Genomic DNA, 14933 nt, shown 5'->3' with positions numbered 1-14933 from the left:
ATACAGCCCTGACAAAGAATATCATTATGGCGTTTACGAAAAGAGCAATGGCGGTCATGCTGGAGAATAGCATTGACCGCATGAAAATCAGTACCCAAGATGTAGATCTGGTGCTGTAGGCGGTGGCTCCGTGATTGTGTCAAAGCCGTTGTCTTGTTGCAGGCAGGAGGCGAAGCCAGAGCATTTTGGAGTAGCAAATGCAATTGGTGCTGCCATTTCAAAGGTAAGTGGTACATGAGAGCAGCAGGTTTCAGATGATGAGGTGCCTTGTGAGGAAGCAATTGAAAAGGCGAAGGCGGTTGATTTGGCTGTTACGGCTGGAGCGGTTCGTGATACTGTGCAGTATCGATATGATAATGAACCATTGGCGTATTATCCAAAAAACAAGCAGGCTGAAGATAAGGGCTGCTGGTGATTTGAAAAGTGAATAGTGAAAAGAGCTGTTACTAAGAAGTAAAATTCTAGTGACAGCTCTTTTCAAGCATCCTACTACATCCTCATAGAATCTATCATAAAGTAAACTGCATAGAAAGCTATTATCTCGATTGGATTTCACTATAAGTGAAAGGATAGGCTATTTAATTACTTCTATAATGGAAGTAAGGAGATAACATGAATGTACTGTTAACATAATAAAATGAAAGAAAATTATTTTGAGGAATATAATCGGATTGCATCAAAAATAAAAGTATTGCGTACTGCTAAGCATTTAACACAAGAGCAGTTGAGTGAACTGTCAGGTTTAAGTATAAGCTATATCAGCAAGATTGAAGCGCCTAATTGTAATAAAAGCTTCTCTCTTGATGCATTATTCATACTTGCCGAGGTATTAGATGTGAATGTAAAGGAGTTTTTTGACTGATATGAAATATTTTATTGTTAATCAAAATCGTACACAAAAAGAAGAAATATCTGGAGGTTATCTTTGGGCACCTAAAGATAAAAAAGGGCGTAAACAACGGCATTGGGACACTATGTTGAAAATAGAGAAGGGAGACATTATTTTCAGTAATAAAGGTGGATATCTATCATACTATGGCATAGCAAGAGGAGCATGTTATGATTTTGAAAATCCATTTCCTACTGAGGACTGGGATTCAGATGGGCGTAAGGTAGATGTTGATTATTATGAAATTAATCCTGCTATTAAATATTCTGAACATATTCAACAGTTACTATATTTACAAGCGAGTAAAGGTGCTTTCAACAAAGGTCTTCACATAAACGAAGGTTACTTATTTACATTAAGCAAGGGACAATTTGATTATTTATTTAATTTAGTAAATAACACCCCTTTTAAGATTGACGTTGTACAAAAGATAGCGAATGAGGATTTTCTTGATTTTAAAGAAACAGCTGAGGATGAGAAACAATTCCAAGACATCCACCTTGGAAAAACGAAAGGGTATAGTAAGGAGCAGCTAGCTGAGATCGCTGAACAGCGTAAACACAAAAAGCCATTTGAAAATACCACAATACATAAGAGAGTAACAACAGACCCACATTTCAAAGCAACATGCTTAGAAAATCATAATTATCAATGTGAAATAAGCAATGATCATGAAACCTTTTCAAATACCACTGGCCTTCATCAGTATATGGAATGTCACCATTTAATACCTATGAAAGCACAGAAGGATTTTCCCAATCTTTGGTTGGATGATATGTTCAATCTTATATGTCTTTGTCCTTTATGTCACGCTCAAATACATTATGGTGATCGATCATCTAAAGAAGCGGTATTTTGGAGTATCTATCACAAACGAAAAAGGGATTTCGCAAAGGCTGGCTTCAATAAACAAAAAATGCTAGAAATATTTAATGAATACTATTTCTAACATATGTTTTCATTAGCTTTTCTATAACTAAAGCATCAGCTGGAACCCAGTGGATGCTTTTTATAGTTTCCTCATTTATATGGAACCACCTAATAGCTGCGTGATCATATAAATAAGAGGGTTCCTTTCTTATTTCACAGAAATAACATGCCATATTCAAATGGAATGTAGGATATTCATATTGAATTGTTTCAAAATACTGCACATTATAAATTTCTATATCCATCTCCTCTTTTATTTCTCTTTTTAAAGCTTGAACCGGTGTTTCTCCTTCTTCAAGCTTGCCTCCAGGAAACTCCCAGAGTCCAGAAAATTCACCTTTCAATCGCTGAGCAATCAGATAAAAGTCATCCTTCTTTATGATTGCGGCTACGACTTCTATTTTTTTCATACTACATCACCTGTATGTATCATATCAAATCAAGTATAGGATTACAATCTTCTTATATATCTGTAATATTTGTACTTAAGCTTAAATAATGCTAAAATGATAAAGAAATAAAGGAAGGGACGATATGACGATACAAACTATTAACGATTATAAAAATAAATTTATCATTTCAAATTACTCATTTTTTACTGATATCTTCACCAAGCCCATCTGGGGTGATATGGGCGAGGATACCGCCTCCATCACATTGTCAGTGATGGAAAACACTTGGCACCTGCACTTCATCCGCACCCAAAGCGGTGAGCCATATCCATTAAGTAACACCGTATGCAATGTAATTGATGAATACGAAAAGGATTTAACCAATGAAGAAGTATTTGAATTCTTAGCGCATCACAATATCCTGAAGGAATTTGAGGACGCTGTATCAAAGCTTTAAGATGTCTTACATCTATACATATACAAAAAATACGAATCCAATATGATAAAGACTGCCTGTCAAAGAAATATTATTCTTCTTCAAACAGACAGTCCTTTTTCATTTCAAAACACTACCTAATCCAGCTCCAGTCCCCCGGTATATAACTGATAATATGTTCCCCTCTCCTTCATCAGCTTCTCATGATTTCCACGCTCAATGATCTTCCCCTGATCCATCACCATAATCACATCGGAATTTCTGATTGTGGAAAGCCGATGCGCAATGACAAACACCGTTCTTCCCTCCATCAGCTTATCCATACCATCCTGCACAATTTTCTCGGTACGGGAATCAATCGAGCTTGTCGCCTCATCCAGAATAAGAACCGGTGAATTCGCAAGTGCCGCTCTGGCAATTGACAACAGCTGCCGCTGCCCCTGAGAAAGAGAAGCCCCATCTCCGCTGATCACCGTATCATAGCCATGCTCCAGATGTCGTATAAAGCCATGTGCATTTGCAAGCTTTGCCGCCGCAATCACTTCCGCATCCGTAGCATCCGCCTTACCATATCGAATATTATCTCGTATTGTTCCGGTAAACAGATGCGTATCCTGCAAAACGATGCCCAAAGACCTTCTCAGATCATCCTTCTTGATCAGCTTGATATCAATGCCATCATACGTGATCGTCCCCTTTTGTATATCATAGAATCGGTTGATCAAATTGGTAATTGTGGTTTTTCCTGCACCTGTAGCACCGACAAATGCCACCTTCTGACCACGATCAGCATACAGCTTGATGTTATACAGAATCTGCTTATTCTCATGATAGCCAAAATCCACATCATCAAAAATGATATTTCCAACCAGAGGAACATACTGCACAGCACCATCTCCTCGCGGATGCCGCCATGCCCATTTTCCTGTCGGCACCTCACTCTCAATCAGCTCACCGTCAACCTCCTGCACATGTGCAAGCGTCACCAGGCCATCATCCGGCTCTAGGTCTTCATCCATCAATGCAAAGATGCGGGAAGCACCTGCGGATGCCATAATAACGGAATTTAACTGCTGGGATATCTGCGTAATCGGCATAGTAAAGGATCGATTCAACTGCAGGAAGGATGCCAGAGCACCTAATGTCAGACCACCGATGCCGTTGATAGCGATTAGTCCACCGAGCAATGCCGTCAATACATAGGATATATTCCCCAGATTTCCCATAACTGGCATCAGGATATTTGCAAACTTATTCGCCTGATAAGCACTGTCAAACAGCTGCTCATTCACCTGATCAAAGCCATCCTTTGTTTCCTGTTCATGCGTAAACACCTTAATGACCTTCTGCCCGCTCATCATCTCTTCAATATAGCCGTTCACAACACCGAGATCACTCTGCTGCCGCTTGAAATAAACAGCACTCTGTCCTGCGATTTTAGACATTGCCGTCTTCATGACGATTACCATAACCACGACAATGACCGTCAGATAAAGACTCAGCACACACATGGAAAGAAAGACACTCACGACAGTAATCGCGCTCGACAGCAGCTGTGGAATACTTTGTGAAATTACCTGCCGCAGTGTATCCGTATCATTCGTATATACCGACATGATATCGCCATGATGATGCGTATCGAAATAGCGGATGGGCAGCTTTTCCATATGTGCAAATAAATCATCACGAATCCGTTTCATCGTCCCCTGTGCCACATTGATCAAAATTCTGGCATACAGATACGTGGAAGCAATACCGCATACATAAATGGCAGCCATGGCACACAGCGCCTGAAACAGAGGTCCGAAATCCGCCGGTCCGTTGGATGCCAGAATCGGTGCGATATAATCATCAATCAGACTTTTCAGAAACAGGGAGCTTGCCACTGTTGCCAGAGAACTGATGATAATGAAAATCAACACAAAGAAACAGGAAACCCTGTAATTGCGAATAACATAAGCGCACAGCCGCGTCAGCACCTGTAGAGAATCCCTGTCCGCTTTTACCTTGTTTTTCTTAATCTGCATTCTCATCGCCTCCTTTCACCTGCGTACGATAAACCTCCTGATAGATTTCATTTGTTTTTAACAGCTCCGCATGAGTTCCAATACCGTTGATTTTTCCATCATCCAGAACCACAATTCTGTCCGCATCCTCAATAGAGGAGATACGCTGGGATATGATCAGCTTCGTGATATCCGGAATATCCTCGCGAAACGCCTTTCGTATCAGATAATCCGTCCGCGTATCCACCGCGCTTGTGGAATCATCCAGAATCAGAATCTTCGGTTTTTTCAGTAAGGCTCTGGCAATACAAAGACGCTGCTTCTGACCGCCGGATACATTGCTTCCACCCTGTTCTATATGCGTATCATAGCCATCCGGAAACCGCTGGATAAATTCATCCGCCTGGGCAAGCCTGCATGCCTGCAGCATTTCCTCATCACTCGCATTGGGATTTCCCCAGCGCAGATTATCCTTGATCGTACCGCTGAACAGCACGTTATTCTGTAATACCATGGATACCTGATTCCGCAGTACATCCAAATCAAATTCCTTTACATCCACACCGCCAACATTCAGACTTCCCTTTGTCACATCATACAGTCGGGGAATCAGCTGCACAAGAGAGGACTTCCCGCTTCCCGTACCTCCAAGTATTCCAATCGTTTCTCCTGAGCGGATATGCAAATCAATATCCTCCAGTGAATCAGCCTCCTGATCCACACTGTATGCAAAGCTGACATGGTGAAAATCAATGGAACCGTCCTTCAACTCGGTAACAGCCTTTTCCGGTGAAACGATATCACTCTTTTCATCCAGTACCTCATCAATTCGCTGAACGGAGGCAAAGCTCATGGACAGCATGACAAAGATCATAGACAGCATCATCAGTGACATCAGGATATTCGTCGTATAGGTCATCATACTCATCAGCTCACCGGTTGTCATAGAACCACCGACAATCATTCTTGCCCCCAGCCAGGAAATCGCCAGGATACAGGCATACATGGACAGCTGCATTGCCGGAGAATTAAAAATCAGAATATTCTCCGCCTTTTTGAACATACGGTAAATATTATAGGATGCCTTATTAAATTTTGAAATCTCATAATCTTCCTTTACATATGCCTTTACGACACGCATATTCGTAATATTTTCCTGTACACTTGCATTTAAATCATCATACCTGTTGAATACCTGCAGAAAAATCGGATGGGCAAATTTCATAATAAAAATCAGAACGATTCCCAAAAAGGCGATCGCATACAGAAATACCATGGACAGCTCGGCATTGATCACAAACGTCATTGCCATAGCACAAACCAGCGTCAATGGAGCACGCACACACATCCGCAGCACCATCTGATAGGCATTCTGTATATTCGTCACATCCGTCATCAGGCGAGTCACCAGACCGGCTGTAGAAAATTTATCGATATTATGAAACGAGAAATCCTGAATATTGTAGAACATTGCTCTGCGCAGATTCTTGGCAAAGCCTGCCGATGCATAAGCTGCATATTTCCCCGACATCGCCCCGCAGAACAAGGAGCCGAAGGCTGCCACAATCATAATGACACCATATTTTGTCACTTCCGTCATATCGCCCTGACTCACACCCTTATCAATGATAAAGGACATCAGAAACGGCAGTGAAATTTCCAGTACAACTTCTCCCACCATGAAGATCGGAGCGAGAAAGGAGGCTTTCCTGTATTCTTTTACTTCCTGTAAAATCCGTTTAATCATATTGTCATCTCCTTTTCGATAGCATGCTATGTATTTTGTGAAAAGAAAAGCATCAGCTCTTCTGCCCAAGCATTTTCAGCAGGCAGCTCTGCATACATGCGATTTCCTCATCATTCAGTGCCGTCACCAGCTCCTCTTCATTCTCCTTGAATTTCTCTCTGAGAATCTTGTCCAGCTCCAGCGCCTGTTCACTGACCACGATATTTTTCACCCTCGCATCCTTTGTGCTTGCGACACGATGGATCAGTCCCTTATGCTCCAGACGATTCAGAATACCGGTTACGGATGGATTGGATATATCCATTGCATCCTCAATGTCCTTTTGATGTACCTGCTCTCCGCGTTCATGAGCCTTAAACAGGTAAATCAGCGTGAAGGTCTGGGAAGCCGTCAAATCAAATTCCGCAAATATGGTATTCAATCTGGCCTGATTCATTAGAAACACCTGTTTTATGAGATATCCGATATGCATATCCGCCATGCTTTCACCTCGCACTTTATCAGCTAATATATAGCACGCTATGAATTATACACCAGCTTTTCTTCCCTGTCAAATATTTTCCACTCTTCCTTTTTTCCGTTATGCTTCCTTATATATATGATATATCCCGACTTTTTTCTATCCTTACGGGTAGATGACTGCCGCATGCAGCCAACACACCTGTTATCAAAAAAAGAATACATCCCGAATTTACTAGGATGCATTCCCGAAAAATTTTCGATTTTGTTGTACTGCGATGCTGTCCGGCTTGTATCTGCCTGCGATATCGTTGTAATGCATGGACGCCTGTCGGTCATGCAGCTGCCAGTAACAGACACAGAGCTGAATTGCCGGAAGATAACCATAGCAGTCAACACGAACAAAGGCACCGCTTTTATCATCACGTGTCCGATGCAATGCTGTTTCATACCAGAACACCGCTTCCTTCCAGCGTTTTTCATCAAAGAAGTATTTTCCGATATCACAGCAAAGCTCCGCCCTTGGTGCATCATATCGAAAGCTCTGCAGATAGGACTGCAGCTCCTCATCCTTTTGCTGCAGCGCACTGTGACAGTAGCCCATCATTTCACACGCATCAATGTTGTTTTCCACCCATCCCTGCTTTCCGTCCAAAAAGGCTTCAAACACCTGCAAAGCATCATAGTAACGTGCATGATAGTACAGCTCCCTTGCGTAATAGAACTGTTCTCTTGCGTCCAGCTGCTTCCCCTGTGCCAGTAGCTTTTCAAAAATGCGAAGGTTACGGTCCGGATCATTGACATGCAGCTTCTGATGTGTAATCGCAATGTCCTCATACTGTACCATTCCTGTTAATGGTATCACCTCATGAATGACACCGGTCCAGCGATGCTGCATACGCCGGTTCATCAAGCGCTCCCGATAATAGGAAAAGGTAGGATTTCCCTTATCGTCAAACGCTGTATGATATTTCATCATTATGATGGAAACCTCCGGCTGCAGTCGCTGCTTCAGCTCCACGAGCTGTTCCTGATCCTCCTGCAATATCACATCATCCGCATCCAGCCACATGATAAAGTCCTGTGTTGCCTTGGAAAAGGAATAGTTACGCGCCTTGGAAAAATCATCGCACCATGCAAAATCATAAAGTTTATCCGTGAAGCCGGCCGCAATTTCCTTTGTCTTATCTGTACTTCCGGTATCCACAACAATAATTTCATCCGCAAAGGAGGTTACACAGGCAAGACAGCGTGCCAGAACCTCCTCTTCGTTTTTGACAATCATGCAAACACTAATTCCCGCCATACATCGACCCCTTTCCCTATCCGAAGCTGCTTATCAGTTAATCTGATAAACAATCAGATAGGCATTGACTGTATTGTTAAAGCTGCATACGTTGACTCCCTGGGAAGTATCACTGACCATGCGCAGACTATCTCCCTCACCTAACTCGACAATACAACTGCCCTGCACAAAGCTTCCTTCACACAGCATCGGTATTCTGGATTCCTCGATGATCATGGAACTGTTCAGCTCCAGAGCAACAGCATCCCCCTCACATGGCTGTGAAGCGAGCAGACAGCCGAACTGCACCACATAGGTTCCGGCATGTCCTGCAATGACACTTTGATAGTCCTCAGAAATTGTAAATCCGCTTTGAATGGTGCCTACATCAAATACAAAGGCATCCTGTGCACAGAACTGCTTATCTGTAAAGGACTGAAGACTGACGGAAGCAAATTGTACAAGGGGCGCAGATTCTCCGGCTGGTCCGGTTGCCCCCTGCGGTCCCTGTGGACCCTGGGCTCCGGTTGCCCCTCTGGCGCCGGTTGCGCCACGCTCACCCGGCATTCCCTGAGGACCCGTTGATCCGGTAGGACCCTGAACGCCTGCTACTCCCTGTGGGCCGGTATTTCCCTGAGGACCACGTAAGCCCTGCAGGCCTTCTCTTCCCTGAGGACCCTGCAGACCTCTTGGTCCCTGCGGACCCCTTGGACCTCTTGGACCCATGGGACCGGTAGGTCCGATACCAGGATACGGGCGTGGCGGACGCGGCGGTCGGTTGCAGTCACAGCCGCAGTCACAAGCTGAACCGCCATCACTATTGCAGTTGTAATATTCCTGTGCAAAGCCTTGCTCATCCTCTGCAGAGCGGTTATCGTCAAAATCCCGGTCGCATCTGCAGCCACAGTCCTGCCCAGCTTTTGGCTCATCAAATCCACGGTAGGAATCGTAGTCGTCATATTCGCAGTTATCGTCATATCTGTTTCGATACATAGCTATTCCCCTTTCAAGAGCTTTTCTTTCCTTACTCACTTCACTATATGCGCAACCGGGCATTTGTGTTAGTGAAAATGCACACACTTAGGCGATATTCCCAAAACATGACAGTGTTGCTTTGGCGATTTCGTAGCCGTGCTGTAAAATAGCATCATAATCAGATGCTGATACCTTCTCCAGTGTTGTCTTATAATCAGCAACCCGCTGTACCTCAGCCTCCTTCATACTGCTGCGGATCCATGCATCCCTTTGTTCCTCTGACAACGCACAATGCTGCATGATCTCCTTTACTGTTGTACCGATTTTCAGATAGACACCATTGTGATATCTGCGGAAGAAGTCAATAACCTCCTGAGAACGTAAGGATTCCACCTGATCCATATTGATATCCAGCAGGCGTTTGAGATTTTCAATGGAAAAGGAATACTTTCTTGTCTTATGCTCGATGTTGCCGGATGCATTGGAAACAATCAGATAGTTGATATTCCTGTGCAGACAGCCATCCTGCTCAGTGGTGAAAAGCGGGTCAAGCCCCATATTATCATAGACACCGCCATCCCACAGATGCAGTACACGATCCCTCGGCCGGACTGTGATCGTTCCGGTAGCATCCGTCCAGATATACTTGTCTGTTTTCAGCTTGTAGGGACCGATGAGTACCGGAAATCCGGCACTTGCCGCAACAGCATGTGACAATGCAAAGGACGGATGCATGACATAGCTGGAATCCCGTTCCCCCATTCTTGCACTGGAAAAGCGAAAGTCCTTACCCGATTCATAAGCTGTTGTATTGATGGTCCATGCCGGACAGCTTGCAATATCCTGCAGACAGCCCTTCACTGCCCAGCGCTGTTCCATCACCTTCGCCAGAAGATTGACCTTTTTATCCCAGTAATAGGGCTGCAAAAACAGACGAAGCAACGCATGCCACTGAATATCCTTCTGTGTGATACACTTCTTAACAGCAGGTAATACCCGTTCCAGAAACTGTGTATCGCTCGGCCATTGATTGGCATTGCAGGCGTAGATCAGCCCCATACAGATACTGGCACCGGATACTGTTGAAATATGGGAAACCCTGCCCATAAGCCCCTGTTGGGCAAGATATCTCAGCACGCCAAGATGATAAATCGCTGCGCGCATACCACCGCCGGACAATGCCAGTCCGATATGCATTTGTTCTTTTTTCAAAATTTCACCCTTACTAACGTATGCAAAAAAGACGGCTGCAGTACCGCCTGTTTTCGTATGAAGAGATGGATGCTTATGTAATCATCAATATTTCATGCATCCATTATGAAACGCAGTTTTACTTTATCCGTTAAAGCAGTATCTGACTCTGCAGCTTCGCACTGACATGACTGCAAGAACCAGCAAACTCTTTTGAAGCCCGTTAAAGGGCGGATGATCAGGAGCTGCGCAGCGCTTCCTGAATAACGTACAGCGCCCTATCCTCATCCTTTTTATGCACGTAGAGATAATACATGACATCCTGATGTCTTGAATTTTGGGCAATAGCCGGACCTCCATGATGAACTGCCGAAAAATTTTTTGTTTTCAATGTGTAGACGATTCCTGCACCTTGTAGAGCATAACGCGCTTTCGCAAGCCGTTCCATATCATTTGTCAGCATAACTTCTTTTCGATTCCATATAGCAAGCATAGCATATCGCCTCCAATCCTCTTTCCTTCATTATATCCTCTTTTCCCGCCTATGTATATATAAAGGTAATCATAGCTACCGCCGATATTCCTCACCAAAGCTATCTATATTAAAATAAACGTTTCTTTTCCTGTTCGGAATGCAAAAAAGAGATTCCCTGCTCTGCTGCTTTTTCAACAGAACATGGAATCTCCGTTTGTCCTTTTGTTGATCATCATCAACGCCTGTATGCGATCATACCTTATGAGTTTATGATGTAACTGCTTAGATATCCATGTATTTCTGTGCAGCAGTTACTATGGCCATTTTAAAGACCTCTTCCGCATTACATCCGCGGGACAAATCGTTGATTGGTGCATTCAGACCCTGCAGAATCGGTCCGATTGCTTCATATCCGCCCAGACGGGATGCAATTTTATAGCCGATGTTTCCTGCATCAATATTCGGGAAAATGAATGTATTGATATTTCCTGCAACCTTGGAGTCCGGTGCTTTCAGCTTAGCAACCTCCGGAGCAACCGCACAGTCAAACTGTACTTCACCTTCGACTGCGAAATCCAGAGGCATACGCTTTAAGCGGGTAGCCGCTTCATTTACCTTCGCAACGCTGGCACCCTTTGCGGAGCCCAGTGTGGAGTAGGACAGCAATCCGACTCTTGGCTCAATGCCGAACTGACGTACGGTATGAGCAGTCTGCAGAGTGATTTCAACCAGATCATCTGCACTTGGGTCGATATTGATGGAGCAGTCTCCCATAACCAGATTTTCTTCGCCATCCTTCATCAGAATAAAGCAGCTGGAAACGATGGAGTTTCCCGGTCTTGTCTTAATCAGCTGTAATGCAGGACGTACAGTATCTGCTGTTGAGTATGTAGCACCACCTAGCAGACCATCCGCACAACCAAGCTTTACATACATGGTACCAAAGAAGTTTCTGTGCAGACATGCTTCTCTTGCCTGTGCTTCATCCAGCTTACCCTTACGCAGCTCGATCACCTTTGTAACCATCATATCCATGTTCTTGTATTCGATTGGATCCAGTGTTTCAATGCCTTCGATATCCCATCCGTTTGCTGCTGCAGAACCGGCTATTTCCGCACGGTTTCCCAGCAGAACAGGTACTACGATATTTTCCTTATGCAGACGGATTGCTGCTTCCAGAATACGCGGGTCGGAGCCTTCCGTAAATACGATACGTGTTCCCTTCCCCTTGATTTTTTCAATTAATGTATTGATCATAAAAAATCCTCACTTTCCTTGCCATATTTTATTATACACCGACACTTTGCATAAAAAAAGGAAATTTTCACAAATCAATGATTTCACAAGTGAAAATGCAGGATAACAGGTATTCCGGCATTATTTACATATATACAGTGCTTTTTTCCCGATATCTATGAAAGCCTCCTGAATTTATCTGCACTTGAAATTACGCCTCATCGTTTGTTTATAAAAAAGCTTTTTTCACAATGTCGTTCATTCTCCATAAACAAATTCAATGTTCCGTTTGCCGTTCAGATACCGTCAGTGCTTCATCCATACAGTTCTGAAAAAAACACTTGTATTTTCTTTCCTGCTGCTCTATAATCTACCCATAAGCAGAGTAGGTCAGGAAGCGTTAAGTACCATCTGAACGGGGAGTTGTCAGACGGGCGAAAAGTTTATCTTGCGGTTTCCTGGTCGCATCCCGCTGTTGCATGAGAAAACTTTTCATATCTCTTTTCTATATGCAATATCGGAAAGGAGGTATTTTTTTATGAACTTTGCGAAAGAAATCGCCGGGCTTCCCGGTTTGATGAAAACTAGCGCAGAACAGCTGCGCAAGGTTCCCGCACTTACCGGAACCGCCATGCTGACCGCATTGAATGTCGTTGTCGGCACACTGTTCATCCCCATAACACCAACGCTTCGTATTGGATTTTCCAGTATTCCGGCTGCTGTATGCGGCATGTATTACGGGCCGATCTGTACGGGCTTTGCCGGTGTCATTGCAGATACGCTGAAATATATCATTCGACCTGATGGTCCCTACTTCCCGGGGTTTGCTGTCAACGAATTTTTAACCGGAATGATATATGGCTGCTTCTTTTATAAGAAAAAAATCACCCTTCCCAGAGTGATCATTGCCAGAGCCTGCATCACTGTATTTATCAATCTGATTCTGACATCTCTATGGCTGAACATGATGTACCAGAGTCCGCTCTTTACCATGGTGCGGCTGATTAAAAATGTGGTGATGTTTCCTGTGGATGTAGCATTGCTGTATGCAGCGCTCAAGGGCGCAGAAAGAGTACGTAGAACATAGCCTTGCAATATTGAAAAACTACGTTTTGAATGGTAACGTAGTTTTTTTATACTATCCCTTTAAACATTCATATGAAATGTATTTCTCTAAATCAAGTCTGAAAAAACGAAATGCAGACACATGATAGAAATGGGTTTTATCCCAGTTTCCTATCTTTTACTGTCTGTATTTTTTCCCTGGATATATGGCAATATCCGCCTGGATTTTTTTTGAGATATTCCTGATGATACTCCTCCGCAGAACAGAAGCTCGTCAATGGCTTCATTTCTACAACAATCGGTTCCTCATAACATTTTGCCAGCTCCTGCAGGGAAGCCTCGATAACCGGCTGATCTGCTTCATCCACATAGTAAATACCTGTTCGATATTGTTCCCCGATATCATTTCCCTGACGATGATAGCTGGTCGGATCAATGACATCATAGTATAAGGATAACAGGAAGCGCAATGTAATCACGGATGCATCATATTGAATATGCAGGGCTTCTGCATACCCGGTAGTACCGCCGCAAACCATTTCGTAGGTTGGGTTTTCCACATGTCCGTTCGCATAGCCGACCTCTGTTGCCACGATACCTTGCAGCTGTTCAAAATATGCCTGCATTCCCCAGAAGCAGCCGCCTGCCAGATAGATTTCTTTCATTTTCACACCTCCGATACAGCTTTGTGAAAGCTCAATTCATATGCGCAGTCACACGCATTCCTGCAGATAGGTTAATAATTATAGTTTATCATATTCCAGCCGCATTCATTAAAAAAAGTTAAAACAGCAGGTCACTTGAAAACAATCCGTGCATAAAGTATATGGCTATTTTAAAATAAGATGACAACACTGCTCATTCAAAAACCTGTTCACAGCCGCCTTTGTGGGTATGGATGTCTGTCCTCCCAGAGTCTGCACAGAAATCGCACTGGTTGCGGAAGCAATTATCAATGCATCCTGCAGCGGATAGCTCTTATGAATACAGTATGTAAACGCGCCATGGAAGATATCGCCGGCTCCGGTCGTATCCACTGCCGATACGTTGAAGGCCTCTATATGGTGTATCCCCTGCGTATCCTCATACAATAATCCCTGATCTCCCAGAGTTACAACGATATATCCCGCATTCAGTGCATGCAGGGCATCAAAGGTCTGTCTCCAGCTGTTTTCATCCTGTATGGACACCTCGATATTGCTGAACTGTCTTGCATAATCCTGAGAACAGACGAGATAGGTCACCTTTTGGGCAAGTACGCTTGTTTCCTCGTGAAAGGTTCCGGCATCCATTATACTGTCAATATCCGGATAACGGCTGAGTGCCTCCAATGACGCCTGCAGCTCATGACCGTCCAGTAAGAGAATTTCTGCCTGCTCTGGGTAATGGAACTCCAGCTTTCGCTGTATACCGGGACAGTTGAATATGGTGCGATACCCGTTAAAGGAATTGGCGATAATAGCACTTACCGGTGTTGAAAAGCTTTCATCCTCCATAAGGTATGCTGTATCAACCCCTGCTTCCTTTAAAACTCTTCGGATTTCCGCACCGTAGAAATCTTTGCCACATCTGGAAATCAATACGGTTTCTGCATTCCATAGGGCACATAAATATGCCGCATTTGCCGCTGGTGCGCCAATACAGGAGAATGGCTCCATAATCCGATATTTCTGATTTTCTATCAATGGCTCCTGTATGGGAAATGTTAAATCATAGGCACACTGACCAATACATATGATACTCATGGCTGTATCCTCCTTCTAACAATACCTCATTGTAATGCTATAACCATGATATCATAATCATGCCGCTTTACAAGTACAGCGGGTTGAATTGCCATTCATCTT

16 protein-coding genes are annotated in these 14933 nt (G+C 43.7%); 5 read left to right on the top strand and 11 right to left on the bottom strand.

Features of this window, described 5'->3' with window-relative positions:
* Nucleotides 1–262 precede the first annotated feature (262 nt).
* From G4D54_02430 to G4D54_02420, 3 genes are all read left to right on the top strand, one after another.
* Nucleotides 263–415, top strand: coding sequence for a hypothetical protein (locus G4D54_02430; GenBank protein ID QJA01356.1), 153 nt, complete (start codon nt 263–265; stop codon nt 413–415).
* 222 nt (nt 416–637) lie between these two features.
* Complete coding sequence (locus G4D54_02425; GenBank protein ID QJA01355.1) at nt 638–862, top strand: helix-turn-helix transcriptional regulator; 225 nt, start codon at nt 638–640, stop codon at nt 860–862.
* 1 nt (nt 863) lies between these two features.
* The gene (locus G4D54_02420) at nt 864–1838 is read left to right on the top strand and encodes an HNH endonuclease (GenBank protein ID QJA01354.1); all 975 of its coding nucleotides are present in this window, start codon (nt 864–866) and stop codon (nt 1836–1838) included.
* On the opposite strand, the gene G4D54_02415 is transcribed toward G4D54_02420, so the two are convergent.
* Entirely contained in the window at nt 1819–2229 is a 411-nt protein-coding gene (locus tag G4D54_02415) for a (deoxy)nucleoside triphosphate pyrophosphohydrolase (GenBank protein QJA01353.1), read from the bottom strand. The two genes, G4D54_02420 and G4D54_02415, sit on opposite strands and share 20 nt — an antisense overlap.
* Nucleotides 2230–2353: 124 nt before the next feature.
* On the opposite strand from G4D54_02415, the gene G4D54_02410 reads away from it, so the two are divergent.
* Nucleotides 2354–2668, top strand: coding sequence for a hypothetical protein (locus G4D54_02410; protein QJA01352.1), 315 nt, complete (start codon nt 2354–2356; stop codon nt 2666–2668).
* Between the two features lie 116 nt (nt 2669–2784).
* On the opposite strand, the gene G4D54_02405 is transcribed toward G4D54_02410, so the two are convergent.
* From G4D54_02405 to pta, 8 genes are all read right to left on the bottom strand, one after another.
* Complete coding sequence (locus G4D54_02405) at nt 2785–4674, bottom strand: ABC transporter ATP-binding protein (protein ID QJA01351.1); 1890 nt, start codon at nt 4672–4674, stop codon at nt 2785–2787.
* Nucleotides 4664–6400 (bottom strand): ABC transporter ATP-binding protein, encoded by a 1737-nt coding sequence (locus tag G4D54_02400; GenBank protein ID QJA01350.1) that lies wholly within the window; start codon nt 6398–6400, stop codon nt 4664–4666. The genes G4D54_02405 and G4D54_02400 overlap by 11 nt, the downstream gene beginning before the upstream one ends.
* Nucleotides 6401–6452: 52 nt before the next feature.
* Nucleotides 6453–6881, bottom strand: a complete 429-nt coding sequence (locus G4D54_02395; protein QJA01349.1) for a MarR family transcriptional regulator — start codon at nt 6879–6881, stop codon at nt 6453–6455.
* Nucleotides 6882–7094: 213 nt separating this feature from the next.
* Nucleotides 7095–8165 (bottom strand): glycosyltransferase, encoded by a 1071-nt coding sequence (locus G4D54_02390; protein ID QJA01348.1) that lies wholly within the window; start codon nt 8163–8165, stop codon nt 7095–7097.
* A 33-nt stretch (nt 8166–8198) separates the two neighbouring features.
* Nucleotides 8199–9137 carry a collagen-like protein gene (locus G4D54_02385; GenBank protein ID QJA01347.1) on the bottom strand — a complete coding sequence of 313 codons (939 nt, stop codon included), beginning with the start codon at nt 9135–9137 and terminating at the stop codon, nt 8199–8201.
* A gap of 87 nt (nt 9138–9224) precedes the next feature.
* The gene (locus tag G4D54_02380; GenBank protein ID QJA05139.1) at nt 9225–10316 is read right to left on the bottom strand and encodes a patatin-like phospholipase family protein; all 1092 of its coding nucleotides are present in this window, start codon (nt 10314–10316) and stop codon (nt 9225–9227) included.
* A 232-nt stretch (nt 10317–10548) separates the two neighbouring features.
* Nucleotides 10549–10803, bottom strand: a complete 255-nt coding sequence (locus G4D54_02375; GenBank protein ID QJA01346.1) for a DUF2007 domain-containing protein — start codon at nt 10801–10803, stop codon at nt 10549–10551.
* Nucleotides 10804–11067: 264 nt separating this feature from the next.
* The gene (gene pta, locus G4D54_02370; protein ID QJA01345.1) at nt 11068–12042 is read right to left on the bottom strand and encodes a phosphate acetyltransferase; all 975 of its coding nucleotides are present in this window, start codon (nt 12040–12042) and stop codon (nt 11068–11070) included.
* Between the two features lie 517 nt (nt 12043–12559).
* Between pta and G4D54_02365 the strand changes: the two genes are divergently transcribed.
* The gene (locus G4D54_02365) at nt 12560–13108 is read left to right on the top strand and encodes a folate family ECF transporter S component (GenBank protein ID QJA01344.1); all 549 of its coding nucleotides are present in this window, start codon (nt 12560–12562) and stop codon (nt 13106–13108) included.
* Nucleotides 13109–13244: 136 nt separating this feature from the next.
* Here G4D54_02365 and msrA read toward each other — a convergent pair whose 3' ends face one another.
* Together msrA and G4D54_02355 are read right to left on the bottom strand one after the other, a co-directional pair.
* Nucleotides 13245–13751, bottom strand: a complete 507-nt coding sequence (gene msrA, locus G4D54_02360) for a peptide-methionine (S)-S-oxide reductase MsrA (GenBank protein QJA01343.1) — start codon at nt 13749–13751, stop codon at nt 13245–13247.
* 165 nt (nt 13752–13916) lie between these two features.
* Nucleotides 13917–14831 (bottom strand): carbohydrate kinase, encoded by a 915-nt coding sequence (locus tag G4D54_02355; protein ID QJA01342.1) that lies wholly within the window; start codon nt 14829–14831, stop codon nt 13917–13919.
* Nucleotides 14832–14933 lie beyond the last annotated feature (102 nt).

This window comes from [Clostridium] innocuum (assembly GCA_012317185.1).
GTDB classification, from domain to species: Bacteria; Bacillota_I; Bacilli_A; order Erysipelotrichales; family Erysipelotrichaceae; genus Clostridium_AQ; species Clostridium_AQ innocuum.
Note: the sequence above shows the minus strand (reverse complement) of the source record. Positions and strands in the feature narration are given on the sequence as shown.

Excerpts from the sequence above, each read along its gene's own strand:
- G4D54_02425 (QJA01355.1), top strand. The coding sequence starts at position 638 with ATGAAAGAAAATTATTTTGAGGAATATAATCGGATTGCATCAAAAATA.
- G4D54_02420 (QJA01354.1), top strand. The coding sequence starts at position 864 with ATGAAATATTTTATTGTTAATCAAAATCGTACACAAAAAGAAGAAATA.
- G4D54_02415 (QJA01353.1), bottom strand. The coding sequence starts at position 2,229 with ATGAAAAAAATAGAAGTCGTAGCCGCAATCATAAAGAAGGATGACTTT.
- G4D54_02410 (QJA01352.1), top strand. The coding sequence starts at position 2,354 with ATGACGATACAAACTATTAACGATTATAAAAATAAATTTATCATTTCA.
- G4D54_02405 (QJA01351.1), bottom strand. The coding sequence starts at position 4,674 with ATGCAGATTAAGAAAAACAAGGTAAAAGCGGACAGGGATTCTCTACAG.
- G4D54_02400 (QJA01350.1), bottom strand. The coding sequence starts at position 6,400 with ATGATTAAACGGATTTTACAGGAAGTAAAAGAATACAGGAAAGCCTCC.
- G4D54_02395 (QJA01349.1), bottom strand. The coding sequence starts at position 6,881 with ATGGCGGATATGCATATCGGATATCTCATAAAACAGGTGTTTCTAATG.
- G4D54_02390 (QJA01348.1), bottom strand. The coding sequence starts at position 8,165 with ATGGCGGGAATTAGTGTTTGCATGATTGTCAAAAACGAAGAGGAGGTT.
- G4D54_02385 (QJA01347.1), bottom strand. The coding sequence starts at position 9,137 with ATGTATCGAAACAGATATGACGATAACTGCGAATATGACGACTACGAT.
- G4D54_02380 (QJA05139.1), bottom strand. The coding sequence starts at position 10,316 with ATGCATATCGGACTGGCATTGTCCGGCGGTGGTATGCGCGCAGCGATT.
- G4D54_02375 (QJA01346.1), bottom strand. The coding sequence starts at position 10,803 with ATGCTTGCTATATGGAATCGAAAAGAAGTTATGCTGACAAATGATATG.
- pta (QJA01345.1), bottom strand. The coding sequence starts at position 12,042 with ATGATCAATACATTAATTGAAAAAATCAAGGGGAAGGGAACACGTATC.
- G4D54_02365 (QJA01344.1), top strand. The coding sequence starts at position 12,560 with ATGAACTTTGCGAAAGAAATCGCCGGGCTTCCCGGTTTGATGAAAACT.
- msrA (QJA01343.1), bottom strand. The coding sequence starts at position 13,751 with ATGAAAGAAATCTATCTGGCAGGCGGCTGCTTCTGGGGAATGCAGGCA.
- G4D54_02355 (QJA01342.1), bottom strand. The coding sequence starts at position 14,831 with ATGAGTATCATATGTATTGGTCAGTGTGCCTATGATTTAACATTTCCC.